21 protein-coding genes are annotated in these 21,099 nt (G+C 35.5%); 13 read left to right on the top strand and 8 right to left on the bottom strand.

The window, feature by feature from the left end:
• Positions 1-77 precede the first annotated feature (77 nt).
• The 3 genes from JEOSCH030_RS02355 to JEOSCH030_RS02345 all read left to right on the top strand — a co-directional run bounded on the left by JEOSCH030_RS02355 (position 78) and on the right by JEOSCH030_RS02345 (position 2,373).
• On the top strand, positions 78-509 hold the full coding sequence (locus tag JEOSCH030_RS02355; RefSeq protein ID WP_185125009.1) for a hypothetical protein: 432 nt from the start codon (positions 78-80) through the stop codon (positions 507-509).
• Between the two features lie 76 nt (positions 510-585).
• Entirely contained in the window at positions 586-987 is a 402-nt protein-coding gene (locus JEOSCH030_RS02350; RefSeq protein WP_185125008.1) for a general stress protein, read from the top strand.
• 108 nt (positions 988-1,095) lie between these two features.
• Positions 1,096-2,373 carry a D-serine ammonia-lyase gene (locus JEOSCH030_RS02345; protein ID WP_185125007.1) on the top strand — a complete coding sequence of 426 codons (1,278 nt, stop codon included), beginning with the start codon at positions 1,096-1,098 and terminating at the stop codon, positions 2,371-2,373.
• A gap of 60 nt (positions 2,374-2,433) precedes the next feature.
• Here the strand turns inward: JEOSCH030_RS02345 and JEOSCH030_RS02340 are convergent, their stop codons facing one another.
• The 3 genes from JEOSCH030_RS02340 to JEOSCH030_RS02330 all read right to left on the bottom strand — a co-directional run bounded on the left by JEOSCH030_RS02340 (position 2,434) and on the right by JEOSCH030_RS02330 (position 6,006).
• A complete protein-coding gene (locus tag JEOSCH030_RS02340) occupies positions 2,434-3,225 on the bottom strand; it encodes a VLRF1 family aeRF1-type release factor (RefSeq protein ID WP_185125006.1) in 792 nt (263 codons plus the stop codon).
• Between the two features lie 93 nt (positions 3,226-3,318).
• Complete coding sequence (locus tag JEOSCH030_RS02335) at positions 3,319-4,506, bottom strand: MFS transporter (protein WP_235962195.1); 1,188 nt, start codon at positions 4,504-4,506, stop codon at positions 3,319-3,321.
• 63 nt (positions 4,507-4,569) lie between these two features.
• Complete coding sequence (locus JEOSCH030_RS02330; protein WP_185125005.1) at positions 4,570-6,006, bottom strand: FAD/NAD(P)-binding protein; 1,437 nt, start codon at positions 6,004-6,006, stop codon at positions 4,570-4,572.
• A 91-nt stretch (positions 6,007-6,097) separates the two neighbouring features.
• On the opposite strand from JEOSCH030_RS02330, the gene JEOSCH030_RS02325 reads away from it, so the two are divergent.
• Genes JEOSCH030_RS02325 through JEOSCH030_RS02315 form a run of 3 tightly spaced genes read left to right on the top strand, consistent with a single transcriptional unit; the run spans position 6,098 to position 8,361 of the window.
• Positions 6,098-6,619 (top strand): pyridoxamine 5'-phosphate oxidase family protein, encoded by a 522-nt coding sequence (locus JEOSCH030_RS02325; protein WP_185125004.1) that lies wholly within the window; start codon positions 6,098-6,100, stop codon positions 6,617-6,619.
• A 10-nt stretch (positions 6,620-6,629) separates the two neighbouring features.
• Positions 6,630-7,148: a GNAT family N-acetyltransferase gene (locus JEOSCH030_RS02320; protein ID WP_185125003.1), complete on the top strand. Its 519-nt coding sequence runs from the start codon at positions 6,630-6,632 to the stop codon at positions 7,146-7,148.
• 19 nt (positions 7,149-7,167) lie between these two features.
• Positions 7,168-8,361: a CynX/NimT family MFS transporter gene (locus JEOSCH030_RS02315; RefSeq protein ID WP_235962194.1), complete on the top strand. Its 1,194-nt coding sequence runs from the start codon at positions 7,168-7,170 to the stop codon at positions 8,359-8,361.
• Positions 8,362-8,397: 36 nt separating this feature from the next.
• On the opposite strand, the gene JEOSCH030_RS02310 is transcribed toward JEOSCH030_RS02315, so the two are convergent.
• The 3 genes from JEOSCH030_RS02310 to JEOSCH030_RS02300 all read right to left on the bottom strand — a co-directional run bounded on the left by JEOSCH030_RS02310 (position 8,398) and on the right by JEOSCH030_RS02300 (position 11,438).
• Positions 8,398-9,165, bottom strand: a complete 768-nt coding sequence (locus JEOSCH030_RS02310; protein ID WP_185125002.1) for an aspartate dehydrogenase — start codon at positions 9,163-9,165, stop codon at positions 8,398-8,400.
• Positions 9,166-9,248: 83 nt separating this feature from the next.
• Complete coding sequence (locus tag JEOSCH030_RS02305; protein WP_235962197.1) at positions 9,249-10,427, bottom strand: Nramp family divalent metal transporter; 1,179 nt, start codon at positions 10,425-10,427, stop codon at positions 9,249-9,251.
• 69 nt (positions 10,428-10,496) lie between these two features.
• Entirely contained in the window at positions 10,497-11,438 is a 942-nt protein-coding gene (locus tag JEOSCH030_RS02300; protein ID WP_185125000.1) for an agmatinase family protein, read from the bottom strand.
• Between the two features lie 165 nt (positions 11,439-11,603).
• Between JEOSCH030_RS02300 and JEOSCH030_RS02295 the strand changes: the two genes are divergently transcribed.
• Entirely contained in the window at positions 11,604-12,371 is a 768-nt protein-coding gene (locus tag JEOSCH030_RS02295) for an SDR family NAD(P)-dependent oxidoreductase (protein ID WP_185124999.1), read from the top strand.
• Between the two features lie 174 nt (positions 12,372-12,545).
• Here JEOSCH030_RS02295 and JEOSCH030_RS02290 read toward each other — a convergent pair whose 3' ends face one another.
• Positions 12,546-13,823 carry an O-acetylhomoserine aminocarboxypropyltransferase/cysteine synthase family protein gene (locus tag JEOSCH030_RS02290; RefSeq protein ID WP_185124998.1) on the bottom strand — a complete coding sequence of 426 codons (1,278 nt, stop codon included), beginning with the start codon at positions 13,821-13,823 and terminating at the stop codon, positions 12,546-12,548.
• A gap of 220 nt (positions 13,824-14,043) precedes the next feature.
• Between JEOSCH030_RS02290 and JEOSCH030_RS02285 the strand changes: the two genes are divergently transcribed.
• The 6 genes from JEOSCH030_RS02285 to JEOSCH030_RS02260 are packed head-to-tail and all read left to right on the top strand — an operon-like array spanning position 14,044 to position 18,931.
• A complete protein-coding gene (locus tag JEOSCH030_RS02285; RefSeq protein ID WP_185124997.1) occupies positions 14,044-14,667 on the top strand; it encodes a DUF2848 family protein in 624 nt (207 codons plus the stop codon).
• Between the two features lie 6 nt (positions 14,668-14,673).
• A complete protein-coding gene (locus JEOSCH030_RS02280; protein WP_185124996.1) occupies positions 14,674-15,471 on the top strand; it encodes a carbon-nitrogen family hydrolase in 798 nt (265 codons plus the stop codon).
• Between the two features lie 23 nt (positions 15,472-15,494).
• Positions 15,495-16,481, top strand: coding sequence for a DctP family TRAP transporter solute-binding subunit (locus JEOSCH030_RS02275; RefSeq protein ID WP_185124995.1), 987 nt, complete (start codon positions 15,495-15,497; stop codon positions 16,479-16,481).
• A gap of 15 nt (positions 16,482-16,496) precedes the next feature.
• On the top strand, positions 16,497-16,970 hold the full coding sequence (locus JEOSCH030_RS02270; protein ID WP_185124994.1) for a TRAP transporter small permease: 474 nt from the start codon (positions 16,497-16,499) through the stop codon (positions 16,968-16,970).
• Positions 16,952-18,238: a TRAP transporter large permease gene (locus JEOSCH030_RS02265; protein ID WP_185124993.1), complete on the top strand. Its 1,287-nt coding sequence runs from the start codon at positions 16,952-16,954 to the stop codon at positions 18,236-18,238. Before JEOSCH030_RS02270 ends, JEOSCH030_RS02265 begins: the two co-directional genes overlap by 19 nt.
• Positions 18,239-18,262: 24 nt before the next feature.
• Positions 18,263-18,931 (top strand): GntR family transcriptional regulator, encoded by a 669-nt coding sequence (locus JEOSCH030_RS02260; protein WP_185124992.1) that lies wholly within the window; start codon positions 18,263-18,265, stop codon positions 18,929-18,931.
• A gap of 74 nt (positions 18,932-19,005) precedes the next feature.
• On the opposite strand, the gene JEOSCH030_RS02255 is transcribed toward JEOSCH030_RS02260, so the two are convergent.
• Positions 19,006-20,898 carry an endonuclease MutS2 gene (locus tag JEOSCH030_RS02255; RefSeq protein ID WP_185124991.1) on the bottom strand — a complete coding sequence of 631 codons (1,893 nt, stop codon included), beginning with the start codon at positions 20,896-20,898 and terminating at the stop codon, positions 19,006-19,008.
• Positions 20,899-21,099 lie beyond the last annotated feature (201 nt).

Below are 21,099 nucleotides of genomic sequence, written 5' to 3'. Positions count from 1 at the left end.
TAATAACAATATTGTTTCATAATCTAGACAATAAGTCTACTCTTTATTACAATTAAAATATTCAGGAGGCTATAAAAGTGAACATACCATTTAATCAATTTTTCAAGTATTTATTTAAGCATAACCCTAACGTAAACCTTAAGTTTAAAGAAGAACGTTTTAGTGGTGATATTGAAGTTAGTCAGTTTCTGACTAATAAAAAAGAGCGTGAGTTGAACTCTGAAGAAAAAGAAAGTTACAAAATGTTTATGAATCAAATTGGAGATTCAGTGAGAGACCAAAGAAGAGTGAATAATTTATATCGTTTTATTTCCATCATTGCTTTCTTAGCTCTAATTATCGGTCTCGGCTTTTTCATGTGGTTGAGCTCAGGAAATAACTGGGTAATTATCGGCGCTGCATATTACTCATTCTTTGCTTACCTATTGGTTGAAGCTTATATAGAAGCAAGTAGCCATTACTTTGAAAATCAACTTTATAAAACCTTTAACGAAAAATATCTGATTTAATTGTCAGATATTTTTTGTTTTAAGTAGACACTACAGGGTAGATATATAGTAAATGATTTTCGGAGGAGGATTTCTGATGTCAAGAATAGAAACTTTTGTAAACGAAGAAGATTTACTAAAAAGAATTCAGGAATTAAAGGATACTGACAATGTAGATCGTAGTCAATTAACCGTATACTCTAATGATACTTTTGAAAGCTTAGAACTTAATGAAGATGTACAATCGAAAACCATTGATGGAACAGCTGGAGATAAGTTCGTTAGTTACTTCTCAGCTGGTGGTCCTGAGGATAGAAGAATTGAAAATATGAATTTAACTCATGAGCAAGAAGAAGCCTATAGATTCGCTCTTAAAAATCATCAATCAGTTCTCTTCATTGATAATCCGGCTTATGAAGGCGCGGAAACGACTGAACTTAAAGACCTTGATTACGACCCAGGTACAGTAGTTATCGATATGGACAAACTAAATGAATAAGTGATATCAAAATCCCTAAAATCTTTTAGGGATTTTTTACATATAGCCTACTTTAATCATTATCTGTGTTATTTTTAAAGAAAGACATTTTGTATGGGAGTAGATTTCATGATTCAAGACAAGACTATGGAAGAATGGATACAATCCTTCCCTAAGATTAAAGACTTAATTAATTATGAAGAAACCACTTGGTTTAATAATCAACTAGTCAATACTGACGAGGCTTTAGCTCACGCTTCTTTATCAGAAAGAGACATCTTAGATGCTGAAGCCCGTTTAAAACGCTTCGCTCCCTATATCGCCCATGTATTTCCAGAGACCATTGAGCATGCAGGCATTATTGAGTCTCCCTTAACTAAACTAGAGCACATGCCTAAACTTCTAAACACACCTATCGATGGTCCTATGTTCTTAAAACAAGACAATCTACTAGCTATTTCTGGTTCTATTAAAGCTCGTGGTGGTATTTATGAAGTCTTGACCTTTGCCGAGAAAATCGCTTTGGAAAAAGGCATGATCACAGTTGAAGATGACTATAAAAAATTTGATAGCAATGAATTTAAGTCCGTATTCTCTAAATACGAACTTGTCTGTGGATCTACCGGAAATCTAGGTTTGAGCATTGGCATTATGGCTGCTAAACTCGGTTTTAAAGTCGTTATTCATATGTCACAAGATGCTAGACTTTGGAAAAAGGATTTACTACGCTCCAAAGGTGTCAGAGTCATTGAACACGAAGATGATTATTCTAAAGCCGTTGACCAAGGACGTCTAGATAGTCAAAAACAAAGTAATAGTTATTTTATCGACGATGAAAACTCCAAAACACTATTTCTAGGTTATGCTGTCGCTGCCATCCGACTTAAAGCACAACTTCAACAAGAAAATATCCATATCAGTCTAGATAATCCATTAAATGTCTATCTCCCTTGTGGCGTCGGTGGTGGACCTGGTGGGATTTCTTTTGGTTTAAAAGTAATTTTTAAGGATGCTGTAAACTGCTACTTTGCAGAACCTACTCACTCTCCTTGTATGTTACTTGGTATGATGACAGGTTATCACGACGGTATTTCTGTTCAAGAGTTTGGTTTAGATAATGAAACGGCTGCAGATGGGCTTGCAGTTGGTCGACCATCTGGTTTTGTAGGTCAACTACTTGAGCATGCCGTTAAGGGTGTATATACAGTTAGTGATCAAAATATGTTTAAACTATTAACTCAAATATATGATTCAGAAGGTATAAAACTCGAGCCTTCAGCGCTTGTAGGTATAGTCGGTCCTATTAAAACTAAAGAAAAAGGTGTACATCTCGCTTGGGCAACGGGTGGTAATATGGTGCCTGATGAGGTTTATCAGGAGTACTATGATTTAGGAAAATCAATATAAAAATAAGGCTCTTTATCTCCAGTATCTCACCGGAAATAAAGAGCCTTATTAAAATCCTTTTTAGACTAATGTTTCAAATACTTCACTTGCAATATCATGAGCAGAATTGGAACCTAAGTTTTTAGTAACAACTCCGAGTAATTTATTAGAATCCATATGTGTCTCTATCTCTTGAACTGTTTCTTTAGATCCTACCAAATAAACACCTTCAAGTTTTCTAGATTTTACTTCTTTCAATAAATCCTCAGCAAGAGATTTGTACCAGCGATGTTGATTTTCTTCAAACCGTCTTTGGAACTCATCTTTTCCGCCACCTCTAGTTTGCTGCTGGGCTGCCTCTTCATAATCCAACCAACTCTCACTATCTACGTCCCAACTATATTTCTTCACATCTCTAATAATACCTAAAGATGTTTCAATGAAAGTCGCATCATGAGATTGAACGGCTATGATCGCAGTTTCAGGGAATTTTTGTTCAAGCGCTTCAATCTGTTCAGTCTCAGCCTTTTTTCCCCAGTGGAAAGCTGTAGTGACTGGCACTTGTAATACTCTAGCACGCCAGAGTTCACCATCTGCAGAGGCTACTAAAATAAAGCCTTTACGCATTTCACGTTGATGTAAGGTAATTTCTTTCTCTACCTTATCCTGTAATTTTTTAAGAGCTTTCACTTCTTGTTCTGCATCTCTATTTTTAGCTTCTTCTTTTAATTCTTTCAAACCATTTTTTAAGTGAATTTTCCATTCACTTTTATTTACGTTACCTTCACTTGCATCTGTATTTAAATAAATCGTCAGTACGCCTGTATCGTCTTCTTTTCCTTGGATTTCTTCAATAATTTCAGCTAAAGACATTAGTAATCTCCTCCTCATTATTAAACAGATAATTCCAATACAATACCCTGAGCATATCTGTATAAACACAGTAGAAGAAATTTTTAAAGTGAATTAAAGCTGATTGATTTCTTTATCGCGTCGACCATGTAAAAGGAAATAGATTGGTATCACTAGAAGTACAAATACGGAAAGAATGAGGTACATACCGTTATAACCAAACATTCCAACGATGCTACCTAAAATAAATGGTCCAAAACCAAGACCAAAGTCTAAGGCGATGAAGTAGGTTGTATTAGCTAAGCCTACTCGTTCTGGAGGTGTTACTTTAATCGCTAAAGCTTGAGTAATTGATTGAGCATTACCGTAACCAAAACCGATAAAGACAGCTGCTAAGAGGAAAGTCAAAGTGATGTTTGCTTGGCCAATTACAAAAAGACCAATGGCAAATGAAATAATTGCTGGATACATTACAATATTGGCACCTTTACGGTCAAGTAATGGCCCAGTAATTGGTCTAGAACAGAGTACTGTAATCCCGTAAACAGTGAAATACAAACTACCTGCTTGAGTAAGATTAATGCTATCTGCATAGGCAGTCATATATGATAATATGCCTGAACATGCCACAGCTAATAAGAACATAATAATAGAAATTGGTATTGCCTTTTTCTCAAAGAAATTCCCTAGACTAAATGCATTTCCACCTGTAGGTTTTGCAAGTTTCATCTGAGGTGCTCTTACTGTAAGCCCTAGTATGAGACCAACCACTGCCATTATAGTAGAAAAGACAAAGATGCTTGTAAAACCATAAGCATTAATGAGTGATACTCCAATTAAAGGACCGACAGCAGTTGCTAAAACAACTGACATACTAAAGTAGCCGATACCTTCACCATTACGACTTGGCGGTATTACCTGGGCAATAATGGTACCAGTAGCTGTCATGGCAAAGCCCATGGAAATACCATGAAATATACGCACTAAGATTAAGGGATAAACACCCATTGGAATAAAATATGTGAGTGCGGCGATTAAAACGAAAACCGAAGAAATGACGAGCATTCTTTTACTGCCGACACTCGCAATTGAACGACCACCAAAAAGCCGACCGATTAAAGAACCAATAATAAATGAACTGGATACTAATCCTGCTAAGCCAATCGATGCACCATATTCTTCAATGGCATACATCGTTATGGTCACCAGTAGAAGATACTGAGACATCATCAAGGCAAAGTTAACAACTGAGGTATTGATAAAATCCTTAGTCCATAGTCTTTCTTTAAATACTTCAGACAAAACAATAGCACTTCCTTATAATTTAATTGACTATAATATTTTCCGCCTAATTTCTTCACTTGTCTAGTTCTTATGAGAAATATCTTGATTGTTATAAGTTAAAAAATGATTAACTAAATCATAAGTTTCATGACTGAGCATGTTAACTCCCTTAATTAAATAGTCTGAACCAACAGTTAAAGCCCCCATCGTATAAAAATTATTTAGAGTGCCAAAGCGCGGACTAATCACTCTATGATCTTTATCTATTAAAACACCACCAAACTCATCAGGCTCTACCAACATACGGTTGTACAGATTCTTTATGAGTGTTGTATCATCCTTTCTAATATCAGATACAGGGCCTGTCGCATTGATTAAAATATCAAAATGCTCATCTCTTCTATCTTTAAAGCCGACTATGAAGTCATCTTTTACCTCTGCGCTTGCCATATCATCTATAAAGATTAAATGTCCTTCGTCTATCCAATCCAGAATCTGTTTAGCCGCTTCTGGGGGCATAGGAGAATGATTGCTTTGTATTAGATGATGGTAGTCCGATAAAAATCTTTTCTTATCCTCTCTTGAAAGATATTTATAAATTATTTTAAAAGTATCCTCTAAGCTACTGATTAGATATTGTATTTTACCCACTTCATCAAGATGCTCTAAATCAAACTTTAAATCAATTTCAGGACGATCCGTTTTTCTATCCATTAGTTTTTTATCGATTCCTTGAGCTTTTAGTTCTTTTTCAAATAATTTCACTATATCATCTAGGGGAATTAAACCATTTTCTTGATAAGAAAAAGCAGTCTCTAAGGTTAAATACTGACAAGATATTTCATAATATGTACCCCTGACTGACGGTAGCTCTCCACTTCTAGACAAGACAGTAACTGTAGAGTGATTGTGCTTAATCAAATATCTAAAGCAATCAATGGCAGATAAGCCACTTCCTATGATACCGATCTTACCTTTAACAGTATTTAAATTTTCTTCTATAGGATAAGGATTGTATATATAACCTGTCTCACCTTTTAAATCATAAGGGTCACTGTAAGTCATTTCACCACTCGTTAAAAATACCGCATCGTAAGAATTTTTTTGTTCATTAAAAAATACAGTATAAGATTTTTTATCCTCATCAAAAACTAGGTCATCGACAACAGATTCTATTAAATGTATATTGTCGCGCTCTTTTATACAGCTCATTAAAGTATCATGAATGTATTCACCAAAAATACTTCTACTCGTATAACTTTCAACTTTATACCCGTTATTCTCTAACCATTTTAAGTAATCTGATGGATCATCATTTAATGACATTTGTTCTGCTGGTAAATTTACTACTAGATGTTCATTATCTTCTTGATATGCATACCCTCGTCCTAAGGTTTCTTTTCTATCGTACATATCGATTTGATAATCATCATTAAAACGTCCATCGTTGACGAAAAATTTCACTAAAGACGTCCCTGCCACTCCACCACCAATGATGGCAATTTTTTTCTTATTCATACCTTCACTCCTTATACTTAAAAAACTTCACTACATATCTATATACCTTAATGTGGTAAAATCCAACCATAATATAAATAGAGGTGTCACGATGAACATTAACGATATGATACAAGAATCTAAAATTATGACTGGCCCGTTTCCTGACTTCGATAAGCGCTCCTATGAAAATCCTTTGTTGCATTTTAAAGAGTGGTTTAAAGATGCAATTAACAGTGAAGTGAAAGAACCAACGAGTGTGGTTGTTTCAACTTATGATAAAGAACGAATCACCGACTCTAGAGTCATGATAATTAAAGCAATGGATGATCAAGGTTTTTTCATAGAAACAAATAAAGAACAAGCAAAAGTGGACCAAATTGCTTACAATCAACATGTAGCCATTAATATATACTGGCGAGAACAAGGTAGACAAATCCGTATACAAGGGATAGCTGATTCTACAGCAAACTTTGACCACGTAGAAGACTATCTTGATGCTAAGACTCGTGATTTAATGGTATATAAGATTATTCCTTCAAGAGTGGAGTTTTATCAGGCAAAGAACCAAGGTGGTTACGAGCGGTTATTGTATACTTTAAATGAGGATAAGTGGCAAAATACACACTTATAGGAGTGATGACATGACAATACATATTAGAAAGTGCACGATTGGTGATTTAGACAGTCTACTAGACATCAGCAAAAAGACATTCTATGAAACTTTTGAGAAACAAAATACCGAAGAAAATATGAGTGCCTACTCTGAAAAAACTTATCAAAAAGAAAAATTTATTAGTGAACTTGAGCATCCACACTCACAATTTTTCTATATCTTTTATAAAGATGAACTTGCTGGCTTTTTAAAGTTAAATATTTTATCTGCTCAATCTGAGCCCATGGGTGACGATGCTCTAGAAGTTGAAAGAATTTATATTCTTAATGACTTTCAAAAACTTGGCCTTGGCAAGGCTTTGTTGAAGCTTGCTCACGATGAGGCTCAGCGTCTAGGCAAAAAGAACATTTGGCTAGGTGTCTGGGAATATAACAGTAATGCCATTGCCTTTTATAAAAAACAAAACTTTAAAGAAGTCGGTGCACATTCCTTTTTCATGGGTGATGATGAACAAACTGATTTAATTCTCAAGAAAGAATTGATTTAAGATTTTAGGAGGACTGACTTTGAATAAGCAGTTGGAACAACAGAATAATAAAAATTTAATGGTTTTTTTAGTTATAGGTGTTATCTTAGTCGCATCAAACTTGCGTGCCCCTTTGACTTCTGCTGGGGCTTTGGTGTCGTTTATTAGAGATGACTTTGGAATTAGCAATGCTCTAGCAGGTAGTATTACAACCTTACCTCTAATAGCATTCGCTCTCCTGTCGCCTTTTGCACCTAAAATTGCTAATCGTCTTGGTATGGAAACAACGATTGCCTTATCACTCGTCCTGTTGATTTTAGGGATGTTTATCCGTTCTGCAAGTGGTATTGGACTCTTGTTTACAGGTACTTTACTTGTCGGTTTAGCAATTGCTATCGGTAATGTTTTAATGCCTGGGATTGTGAAGATGAACTTTCCTCAAAAGATTGGTCTCATGACCGGTATTTACGCTATTGTCATGAATGTCTTTGGTGCACTTGGATCAGGTTTGAGTATACCTCTTGCAACATCAGATTATTTCACTTGGCGTGGTGCTCTACTAATCTGGGTCACTTTATCAATCTTGGCGCTCTTAGTTTGGCTCGTTCAATTAAAAAACAGAGATAGATCAAAAGTGCGTCTACAAAATCAGCAATTAGGTGGGCTCTTTAAGTCATCTCTAGCCTGGAAAATTACTGTCTTTATGGGTGCACAATCCTTAATTTTCTATACTTTAATCACATGGTTACCGACCATTTTGACTGCCAATGGTTATGATATTCACTTAGCGGGCTGGGGTGTCTTTATCTTCCAACTTTCTAGTATTCCATTTACTTTTATCATTCCAGTTATTGCAGATAAGATGAAAAATCAAGTGCTTATCGCAGCCCTGAGCAGTATCACTATCTTGATCGGAATTGCAGGCTTACTGTTTGGTTTCACTGACTTGTCGATACTGTGGGTGATTTTACTGGGTATTGGTAACGGTAGTGCTTTTTCACTGTCCATGATTTTCTACACTCTAAGAACAAGAGACGGTTACCAAGCTGCTGAGTTATCAGGAATGGCACAATCGATAGGTTACCTACTCGCTGCTTTTGGACCAGTCTTAGTCGGAGGGCTTCAAGACATATCAGGCTCTTGGATGCTGCCACTCACTTTAATGATCATCGTTTCATTTGCCATGGTATATACAGGAATAGAAGCAGGAAAAAACAGACAAGTTTCAGAATAAGAAAGTGACCTAGACTTAAAATCTAGGTCAATTTTTTTAACCAATTTTTACTTTCTCTGCTAACCGTTCTAAAGTAGAAAATACACTCAAAGCAGCCAAACTACTTGTCTTTGGATTTTCTAAAAGTGGAACGTTTTTAACTGTGAGCTCCATTTCTCCAAAATTACCTGTGGCATGAATCGTATGAATATTTTTATCGACATTAGGATCCGCAATCAAAGTCACCTTGGTATGCTCCATACCAAGTCCCGCTAAAGAAAGCACAATAGACACATTCATATTTTTAGGATACTTATCAATCGCCTCACTTGCTGGACCTTCAAAAACGATCATTTCCTTGTCTGGCAGTTCATCTATTAATGACAGGGCTGGTTTACGAGTCGTTAGTGAAACAGAGTCAAGATTTCCAAGCCCTTTGGCATTTTGGATTAAATCTAAACCACCAATCGCACCAGATGGTAAGTGCAATGTACGATTATCTGACTGCCCCACTAACTTTAAAGTTTCTTGATTCGCTAATGCTCCCACACTGATTAACATCACTTCTTTACGCTTGATTATCTTAGGAAGTAGGTCAACTGCCACACTAACATTAGCCGCTTCAACAATAATATCTATCTCACTATCGATAAATTCATCTATGTCTGTGTACAGCTTCACTCTATATTCTTTCTGTAAATTCGCATACTTATCAAAATCTCGTACAAGCACGCTCGTAATTTCCATTTTTTCATGATGCTTACCGTTAATATACTTCAATAAATATTGGCCAATCGCACCTGCACCAATTAATCCTATTTTCATTTGAAAGCTCCTTATTTATAAATGATAAATATCTAAAAAAATAAAAGATATGACAGCTTTAAGTCATACTGTCATATCTCTTATTATGCTAAAAATCCACTAACAGCATCAACCACACTGTAAACACCTAAAAATGAGACAACAACAACAATTAGAAAAGCAATGATGTTCATTAATGGACCATTTTTATATTGGCCCATCAATCCTTTTTTGTTAATGATAACAAAGATTAATATAGCGATTAACGGCAAGATAATACCGTTTAGAGCTTGAGCTAAAAGAATAACTTCTAACGGTTCAAAACCAATTGCTGAAGTAATGACTCCAATTAGTATGACTGTACCAAAAATAATCTTAAATTTAGTGTTTTTCATGCCACCTTCCCATTTAAAAAAGGAACTGACTGTCGCTGCTGCACCCATTGGTGACGCTAAAGCTGATGAAAAACCTGCAGCGAATAAGCCTACACTGATGAATATCGGTGCCCATGTATCACCTAGTACAGGTACAAGCGGACCAGCTAAGGCAATCACACTATCAATTTCTTGACCGACAATTAGAGCACCAGCAGATATTAGAATTGCGGCTGAAATGATTCCACCTATAGTGATTGAAATTACAGTATCCCAACGGGCTAACTTTAAGTCTTTCATACCGCTGAAACGTTCTTGAACAGTCGTCGCATGTAGGAAAAAGTTATAAGGTACTACTGTAGTTCCAATCAAGGCAATCACCATAATAATTGAACCATCTGGAATTGTAGGAACGAACATTCCCTTAAATACTTCTCCCCAGTTTGGTTGGACTAAGAACATAGTCGTGATGAAGGTGAGACCCATTATGACCATGAGTCCAATCATAATCTTTTCGATTAACTTATAGCTTCCTTGAATACCGATGATAAAGATAATAATTCCAACTATTGGTGCTAGAATATTTGTAGGTATGTTAAGTAAGTGTCCTAAACCGAGTGATGTACCTAATAGGTCTCCACTCATATAAGCAGCACAGCCTACCGCAACTGCAATCATAGATATCCAGACGGTTAAAAACTTACCGACTTTATGATTGAATAAATCATAAATTGCTTCCCCTAAACCTCTTCTGGTAACAAGTGTTAATCTAATGATCATTTCTTGCAATACAATAGTCGTAATTACTGAAAATAATACGGCCCATAACAAACTGTAACCAAAGCCCGCACCAGCACGCGTCATGGCTGTAACTGTCCCAGGTCCAATAAATGAAGCTGTAATAATCATTCCAGGACCAAGTGCTTTAACCACATTCAAGACTTTACTAATATTCACCATCCCCTTTGTCGTGACAATTTAGATCTTCCCTAAATGTTTAATGTGACCAGCTAAAACATAAAGCACTGCATAGCTTACAAAATGAGCGGACTGTTGGTTAGCATCCATCATTGGATACACTTCTACATAATCCATACCAATTAAACCAAGCTTTCCAAATTCATGAATAAGCGTAAGCAATTCGTAAGATGTTAAACCATTACCATCAACTGGCCCACCTGGATTGTAAGCAAAATCTAAAACGTCACTACAAATTGATAAGTACACAACATCTACATCTTTAGCAGCTTGGGCATATATTTCTTTTGCTAAGGCTCTTAAATCCTTAGACTCTTTAATTTCATTAATTCCAATCGTTACAGCACCATTTTCTTTAGCATACTTCCCAGTTTCTGGTTTATTTCGTGGTCCATGAATACCGGTATGTATAATGGACTCATTTCTCACACCCTCAGTTTCGTACAATCTCATAAACGGTGTGTTTCTCGCATACTTTTCTCCTTCATAGTCCGGCATATTATCATAATGCGCATCTAAATGAATGATTCCGACAGTTTTTCCACTATCCGCAAGTGCTTTTAAAATTGGATACGTTACACCATGTTCTCCTCCAAAACCAACAAGGAATTTACCAGTTTTCCAAAGTTCATTAGCAAAATCCTCAATGTTTTGATAAGACTGATCATTATCATGCGCTACAAAAGGGACATCACCTGCATCACCGAAAGATAAATGTTCTTTAACATCAATATGATCTAGTTCAGGTAAGTAACCACTATAGCGAGCAGAAGACGCCCTTATTTGCTTAGGTCCAAGCTCTACTCCTGTATAGTCACCCCAGGTACTCTCTCCTTCAAAAGGTGCACCGTAAAAAATAACATCAGTGTCATATTCTCCTTTTTGCACTAAGTTTTCAGCGTCTAAAAAACATGGAATGTTACCGTAAATATTATCTTTCACTTAAATAACCCCTTTATATTTTTAATATTTCGATTATTCGTATATATAACATATCTTAATCTATATTTAGGATAAAATCTACCTAATGCTTTTCATTGGTAGTGCGTGAATCAAGGCGTATAATTGAAATTGATAGAATATTCAATATTATAGGAGGTAAGAAATATGAAAGGTTTAGATGGTAAGGTTGCTGTGGTGACTGGTGGTGCTTCTGGAATTGGATATACCATTGTGGAACGTTTATTAGAAAGTAACGTTAAAGTTGCTATTGGAGATTTAAACGAAGAAAGACTTAAGGAAATTGAAGACAACTATCCTGATCAAGTTGTTGGAGTTGTAACAAATGTTACATCAGAAGAAGATATTAAAAAGCTTCTCACTACTGCAGTTGAAAAGTTCGGTAAACTGGATTACGGTTTTAACGTCGCTGGAATGAGCAAGTCTGGTTTAATTATGGACCAGTCTTTTGAAGATTGGAAGGCTACAGTTGATGTAGTACTCCATGGCGTATTTTTATCAGTTAAACATGAAGCTCAAGCGATGAAAGAACATGGTGGTGCAATAGTGAATATTGCGTCTCTTAACTCTCACGTCCCAATGTTCTTTGGAGGTGCTTATGCATCTGCTAAGGCGGGGGTTGAAATGCTCACTAAAAATGCTGCTTTAGAATTAGCTCAGTATGGCATTAGAGTGAATACTATTTTACCAGGTTTAATTAGAACCCCATTAACTGCAGACTTTTTCAAAAATGAGGATTTAGAACAGGCATTTATGGAAAGAATTCCAGAACAGCGCCCAGCAGAACCTGCTGAAGTTGCTGCACCTTCTGTGTTCTTAGTTTCTGACGATGCCTCTTACATCAATGGCACTAGTTTAGTTGTTGATGGCGGCTGGGAAATCACAGGTTATCCTGATTTAAGTAAGTTTATGTAAATAAATTAGAGCACCATTTAATCTCCATTTTGGTAGATTATAATTGGTGCTCTTTTCAATCTCACTATTAATCACAGCTTCACCTGCTTTTTATTAATTAGTCTTTAATACCCTCAGTTACTAGTACAGAAAACAAAAAAGTAGGTTCAATTTAATTGAACCTACTTGCGCCTTCTATATTCCTTTTAATCCCTCTTCTAAATCGGCAATAATATCATCTATATTTTCTGTACCAATTGATAATCTCACCAATTCCGGTAAAACTCCTGAAGCCAGTCGTTCTTCTTCTGATAGCTGTTGGTGTGTAGTACTTGCTGGATGAATAACAAGTGATTTAGAGTCACCTACATTGGCAACATGACTAAATAGTTCAAGTCCATCAACAAAGCTTGAGATTTCTGAAATAGAGCCATCGATACCAAAGGTTAGCATTGCGCCTTGACCGTTTGGTAAGTATTTTTGACCGAGTTCATAGTAAGGATTGTTCTTCAAGCCAGGATAATTGACCCAAGTCACTTTTGGATGTGCTTCTAAAAATTCTGCCACTTTTTGTGCATTCTCAGAATGACGCTCCATACGAAGATGAAGTGTTTCAAGACCTAGGATAAACTGCTGAACGTTAAATGGTGATATCGCAGATCCTATGTCTCGTAATAGTTGTACTCGAGCTTTGGTAATGTAGGCCGCTGCCCCAACATCTTTAACGTAAGATACACCGTGATAACTTTCATCTGATTCAACTAGACCTGGGAATTTTCCATTATCCCAATTGAAATTACCACTATCTACAATCACTCCACCGATAGATGTACCATGTCCACCGATGAATTTCGTTGCTGAATGAACAATAATATCTGCTCCGAATTCAAACGGTCTAAGTAAATAAGGTGTTGCAAAAGTACTATCTACAATAAGAGGTAAGCCATTGTCATGAGCAACATTCGCAATTGCTTCAATATCTAGAACGTCAATTCTTGGGTTACCAATAGTCTCCGCATAAACTGCTCGGGTTTTATCATTAATAGCTGCTTTAAAATTCTCAGGATCATCAGGATCTACAAAATGAACTGTAATTCCCATCTTTTTAAAAGTGACATTCAAGAGATTGTATGAACCACCATATAAATTTGCAGAAGCAACAATTTCATCACCAGCTTCGACAATATTTAGTAAAGCTAAATGAATAGCTGCTTGACCTGAAGATGTCGCCAGTGCCCCAACACCACCTTCAAGTGCTGCAATTCGCTCTTCAAAGACATTCTGTGTTGGATTCATGATTCTTGTGTAAATATTCCCCGGCTTAACTAGTGAAAATAAATCTTTGGCATGTTGCGTGTCATCAAACACATAACTCGTCGTCTGGGTAATTGGTACCGCTCGAGATTTTGTATCCCCCACAGTTTGTCCGGCATGAATTGCTAAGGTTTCTAAATTCCAATTATCTTTAGTCATAGTCATCCTCCATTAATCAGCTTGAATTTTCTGAATTTAACTTATTCCAAATCATACTAGAACACTATGATTATTACAAGGGATATTATTTAAATTTCTAACCTACTTTCTAAGTTAAAAATATCTCAACTAAATAATCTGAAATTTCCATAATGTAAGCCTTTACAAACTATATATATTTTGTATAATGTATACATAATACATTAAAGGGGATGTTTTAATGGTAAAACTTTTTGCAATTGGATACGCAGGTAGAGATAAAGAAAAAACATGGGAACACATTGAAGAATTGAAGGAAATTGGTGTTCCAGAACCTTCAAGTGTCCCAGAACTGTATGCCTTAAGCCCTTCTCTCATCGATCAATCTGAGGAAATATCAGTAGTTGGTAACAAAACAAGCGGTGAAGCGGAAATAGTTTTAATTTTTGATGAGAATGGCGACGTAAAAGTAACAGTCGGTAGTGATCATACGGATCGAGATTTAGAAACTGTATCGATTCAAAAATCTAAACAAATTTGCGATAAACCTTTAGCCAAAGAAACGATTGATTTAGCTGATATTGAAGATGAATGGGACGATATCAAACTATATTGTGATGTTCTTGTAGATGGAGAATGGCAAAAATATCAGGAAGGTACATTTGCCTCTATCATTCCGTTGGTTGAAATATTAAATTTCTTAGAAAAACATGATGTTCCAAAAAAAGACGCGATAGTTTACTCAGGTACTGTCCCACTTATTAACGGCTTTGTTTATGGCGATGGTTATAGATGTGGTATCCATTCAGACAAGTTAAATAAAACAATCAGTATTGAATATAAATTAGACAAATTAAAGGAGTAGTTATAAATGCGAATTAAAGTTTTCCAATTCGATGTAAAAGATGGAAAGGTTCAAGAAAATATCAAGAAAGTTAAAAATATGTTTGATTCAGAAAATCTTTCTGAAACTGATGCAGTTGTCTTACCAGAAATGTGGACATCAGGCTATGACCTTCCAAACATTGAAGAATATGCAGAGCGTAATTTAGAGTCCATTTTTAGCATAATGTCAGAATTAGCGAAGCAAAATGATGTATATATCATTGCTGGCTCTGTACCTAATATCAAGGAAGGACCAGGAGTTTATAACACAGGTTTTGTAGTGGACTCCAAAGGTCAACTTGTCCATGAGTACTCTAAGATGCATTTAGTACCTATGTTAAATGAGCCAGAATATTTAGAAGCTGGTAATGAATCAGCGAAGCCGTTCACTTTAAATGGTGAGAATGTAGGACTTGCTATCTGCTATGATCTACGTTTCCCAGAATTATTCCGTGACCTTGCTATGGCTGGCGCTAAAGTTATCTTTGTAGTAGCAGAGTGGCCAATTGAAAGAACTGATCACTGGCTCACATTACTAAAAGCGAGAGCAATAGAAAGTCAATGCTATGTTGTAGCATCAAACATTGTCGGAACACAGAGTAACCAAACTACTTTCGCCGGTCATTCCATCATCATTAATCCTTTTGGTGAAGTTCTGAGCGAAGCGCCTAGTGATGAAGAAGCTGTAATCTCAGCTGATCTCGATTTAGAATATATCGAAAAAATTCGAAAAGAAATACCGATTTTTGATAGCCGTCGTAAAGATTTATATAAAAATCTTTAAGCACAAGCAAAGGGGGATCAAATATGAAAAAACTTTCTCTGCTCTTGTTTCTACTAGTTTTTATATCAGCTTGTAGTAACGAAGCACCTGAAGAGAATTCAAGCGAAAAAGTGATTAAGCTTGCTCATACAGGCTCTGAAACTCACCAATATCACATCGCTTCTGAAAAGTTTAAAGAAGTTCTCGAAGCAGATGATTCTGTAGACTTGTCAGTTGAAATCCATTCAAACTCTGCTCTTGGTTCAGAAGGGGATGCTATTGAGCAGGTAATTAATGGGTCGTTAGAAATGACAACAGTTGCAGCGGATAGTAATTTAGCCAATACAGTTCCTGAAATGAACTTATTCGGTATTCCTTTTATCTTCGAAGATAAAGAACATGTTTATAAGGCTTTAGATGGTGAGCCAGGTAAAAAAATGTTGGAATACGTAGATCAAAAAGGAATGAAAGGTCTAGGTTACTGGGAAGTTGGCTTTAGACACCTAAGCAATAACGAAAGAGAAATTGTCAAACCTGAAGATGCTGAAAATCTCAGTGTAAGAATTCAACCCGCTTCAGTTTGGGCAATGTATTTTAAAGCAATCGGTGCAAACCCTATTCCTGTTGATTTCAATGAACTGTACTCTGCTTTAGATCAGGGTGTGGTTGATGGACAAGAGAACCCATTACCAACAGTTAACTCCATGAAGTTATATGAGGTTCAACAATATATTTCTCTTACTTCACACACCTACACTCCTGCAGTAATTTTGATGAGTGATGATTTCTATTCTTCTCTATCTGAAGAAGAAGTAACAGCAGTAAACAAGGCAATTGAAGAAGCAAGAGACTATCAACGAGATGAACTAAGTGTTCAAGAAGATGAAATTCTTACTATGTTAGATGAAGAAGGTATTACTGTTACTGAACCTGATCGAAAAGCATTTGAAGAAGCGACGCTTTCTGTTCGAGATGAAATCTCTGACAAAGTACCTAAAGAAATTATTCAAAGTTTCGTAGATGCACAATAATAAGGATGTGGTTAAATGTTTGAGAAAATCGATAATTCAATCACAAAATTCTTAGAGTTCATAATGATTTTCAGCTTATCAGTGACAGTAATAGTGACCTTTGTGCAGGTAATTCTCCGTTACTTCATTAAAGTAAGCATCCCATGGTCTCAAGAATTCTTGATGATTTGCTTTGTATATAGCGTGTTCTCCGGAGCCGCTGTACTTGTTAGTAAAAATGAACACTTAGTTGTTGATTTATTCGAAAAATTACCTAAAAAATACGACGTGCTTTTTAGATTAGTAGAGTGTTTTGTCGCCCTATTTGTACTATCAATATTAACAATCTATGGCAGCATTTTAGTGAGTCAAAACCTAATTTCAGGACAAACTCTTGGCTTACTTCCTTTACAAAGAGCGTATTTGTATATGGCCGTGCCAATATCATCACTGTTTATGATTTATTTTTATGTAAGGAGGCTATATAAAGTATGCTTTGGATATTCCTGATTATTTTATTATTTATACTCATCATCATGCGTGTCCCTATCGCCTTCGCAATGGCCTTTATCTCATTACTTGGTATTATGGCTAGTGATGTATCACTCTTAGCGAACGTACCTAGAAGTATTTTTAGTGGTACAAATAGTTTTACACTTGTAGCCATACCACTATTTGTACTTGCTGGTGAAATTATGGCAAGAGGTGGAATATCTGAGCGCCTTGTCAATTTCTCTAAAATAATAGTTGGACCAATACCTGGTGGTTTAGCTTTAGTAGTAATCATCAGTAGTGTGTTCTTTGCTGCTTTGACAGGTACTGCATTAGCAGCTGCAGCAGCTATCGGTGGTATGTTAATTCCAACTATGCTGAGAGAAGGCTATGATAAAGGGTTCACAACTTCTCTAATTGCATGTGCTTCAACAATTGGCCCTATTATTCCTCCGAGTATTGTACTCATTCTTTATGGAGTAATCGCGGGAGTTTCAATTAGTGACTTGTTTATAGCAGGATTCATACCTGGTATACTGATGGCTCTAGGTTTAATGGTTTACAGTATATATATTGGTAAGAAAAATAATTATGTCATTAAAAGAGATGAAAAAATTACGGTTGGAGTTTTTCTTAAATACTTTAAAGATGCAATTCTCGCTTTACTCATGCCTGTAATTATTATCGGTGGTATCGTCTCAGGTATGTTTACAGCCACTGAGTCAGGTGTAATCGCTGTATTTTACGCTTTAATCATCTGTATATTTGTATATAGAGAAATCACTATGAAGGACATTCTAGATGTCCTAAAAAGTACCGCTTACACTTCAACAGGAATTATTTTCTTAATTGGATCAGCTGCAATCTTTATCTGGTACATCAACTATGAAAATATTCCTAATCAACTAATGAGTGTACTTGGCTTTGCAGCAGAAAATCCAATATTACTACTGCTCATCATAAACATTATCTTGTTACTTGCTGGAACATTTATAGATACAATCAGTGCAGTGACAATTTTCACACCATTGTTCGCACCAATGATTGTAGCAGCAGGCATTGACCCGGTTCATTTTGGAATTATTCTCGCAGTGAACTTAACTATCGGTATGGTAACACCGCCACTAGGTGTCTGCCTATTCGTTGTTTCTTCCATTGCAAAACAAAAAATTCCAGCGATGTTCAAACATCTTTTCCCACAAGTCGGTATTCTTATTTTAGTACTGCTTGCGGTTACCTATTTACCAAGCATTATTATGGCACCAGTTAAATTTTTAAATGGCTAGATAATATCAGAAGGAATGATACGTATGGAAGATTTCAAAATTAAAGGCATCAAACATAAAACTTTAAAGGATACTATATATTCTACTTTAAAGGACATTATTCTAAACGATGGATTTCCTTCTGACGATTATATAAATGAGCAAAGCTTGGCAACTCAACTCAACGTCTCTAGAACACCTTTAAGAGAAGCAATGTATGATTTAATAAACGAGGATTTAATCGAGTTTAGACCAAGAAAAGGATATCGCTTAAAACAACATTCTAATGAAGAAGTTAAACAAATATTCCTTTTAAGAGCGATTATTGAAAAGGGAATTAAAGATCCATTATTCGAAAATGTTGGGTCTCACGATGTCCAAAAGCTGAAAAATATTATTGACGATCAAAAACAAGCTATGGAAGAAAATAATAGTTATCACTTCATGCAGCTGGATAAAGAATTCCATAGAAATATGTTTATGATTGCTAAATACAATATCTTCCTGAAGTCCTATGACGTGTTTCATAACTTAACCATACTCATTGGTTCCAAAGCCATCACAAAACAAGGCCGTATGAAAGATGTTATTCAAGAACATTTAGATATTGTAGAAACAATAGAAACAAATAATAAAGCATCGTTTGAAGAAAAGATAGACAAGCACTTGTCCATGACTTTAGAAGCGCTAGGTTCTATAGATTACTTATCTTAAATTTAAATCATAACTTAAAAGTAGAAATAGGAAAGCCCGACAATTATTTAGTTTGTCGGGCTACAATAAATTATTTACTTATTCTTTTTAATCTCTTTTTCAATTTTACGTAGTGCTTTTTTCGACCCTCTCTCTATATCATGCTGCCATTTTCTCGTTTGATAATCTGTAAATAAAGCATCTAAATCATAATCATCGGGATATAAGTCTTTTGCCTTTTGTTCTAACTTAAGTCTTTTTTTATTTACATCTATCATTTCATTTTGATAGTAAACTGTGACATTAGAAAATTTATCTTGGAGTTCATACACCAATCCAAAATCGTTATAATCCAGTAACTTCACTCGGTCCCCTTTTTCATACAAGGTTGTATCTGTTGGTGTGGTCTCGATTATTTTCTCCTTCTTAACTTTGTTTTGATCTAAAACTTCTAATCCATATTCTTTATCCACCATATATTTTTCCGCTCGAGTCAAAACATGTTCTGGAACTTTCATCTTCCTTGAAATCCATAAAGCATTACTGTCTCCTGATTTTCCAATTTGCAGTTGAAACAAAGGCTCTAAAGTTTCTTGGTTAAATTGCATAGCAGCATTCATAAAATCACTATGCATCTCAGAATAACGTTTGATTTCACCATAATGTGTCGTTGCTACGGTAATACAGCCTTTATGATAAAACTCTTCCAACAATGCAATTGCTAAAGCAGCACCTTCATTTGGTTCTGTTCCGCTCCCAATCTCATCAAATAAGAGCAGTGTATTATTATTAGCTTTGGGAAGTATATCTGAGAGATTCTTCATATGAGATGAAAATGTACTGAGTGCATTTTCTAGACTTTGATTATCTCCAAGATCAACAAATATTTGATCAAATACTGCAACTTCAGTATCTTCAGAAGCTGAGATATGAAAACCCGACATTGTCGCTAAGGTGATGAGTCCAATTGTTTTCAAGACAATCGTTTTGCCTCCAGCATTAGGGCCAGTTATTACTAAACTACGGTAATCTTTACCAATGTCAAAATCTAAAGGTACAATATCTCCTGTTAGTAGAGGATGTTTACAATCTAAGAGTTTAATCTTCCCATAATCATTAATGTGAGGTGAGATGCCATCAATACTCTTACTGAACCTTGCTCTTGCATTAATCATGTCATATTGTGCTATTAAGTCGATATTGATGTTGATTGTATGCAGATTGTCATTTATTATCCCAGTAAGTGTCGCAAGTATTTGATACTCTATCATTGATTCTTCTGCTTTTAAGCCCTCTAGCTCATCGCTTAGTTTTCTTACCACACTCGGCTCAACATAAGCAGTCGTACCCTTAGATGATAGTTCAATAATTGTACCGTTTACCTGGTTTTTATAAGATGCTTTAATCGGTACTGTATAACGATCATTTTTAACACTGATGATCCCTTCTTGAACATAATTCTTATTGCTATTTATATATTTATTAAGCTTGTCTTTTATCTTCATTTCATTTCCATCAATAAAACTACGAACGCGTTTAAGCTCTTTGTTTGCGTGTGAATCCACTCTATTATTCTTAATCGCAATGCTAATTTCTTCTTCCAAGCTTCTTAGCTCTGTCATTGAATTCACATAGGATGATAAAGTCGGTGCAAGAAATTCTTTAGTAGACATAAAGTCTATTATTCTTCGACATCCTCTAAGAAAATCATTCACATACACAAGTTCTTCTGCTGTTAAAATGATACCTTTTTCTACTTTATCAACTAAAAAATCAATATTAGAAACATTCATAAAAGGCATCTTTGCCCCACTATCCAATATTTTTCTTGCTTCTGTAGTTTCTTTTAATCTATGCTCTACGACTTTTAAGTTAGAACTTGGTGCTTGTTTATCGAAAAGAGCTTTACCAAGACTACTGACACAGTATGATTTTACTAGTTCCTTTAATTCGTTATATTCTAATTTTTCAAAAGTATTTTCATTCATATTTTTTCTCCTCAATGTATATAATTATCCATATTTGAAGAAACCTTTTTTCAATAAGTATGAGAAAAAGAAAAAGCTACGGTTTCCACCGTAGCTTTGAACAAGCATAAATAAGCCATAGATATTTTTATGTAATATCCATGAATAGAGTGCTTGTTTAAAGTCGGTAGGTATCTCAATATGGGAAATAAGGGTACAACA

Origin of the sequence: Jeotgalicoccus meleagridis, from assembly GCF_903994045.1 — a bacterium.
GTDB classification, from domain to species: domain Bacteria; phylum Bacillota; class Bacilli; order Staphylococcales; family Salinicoccaceae; genus Jeotgalicoccus; species Jeotgalicoccus meleagridis.
The sequence above is the reverse complement of the archived record's forward strand: the minus strand, read 5'-3'. Positions and strand labels throughout refer to the sequence as shown.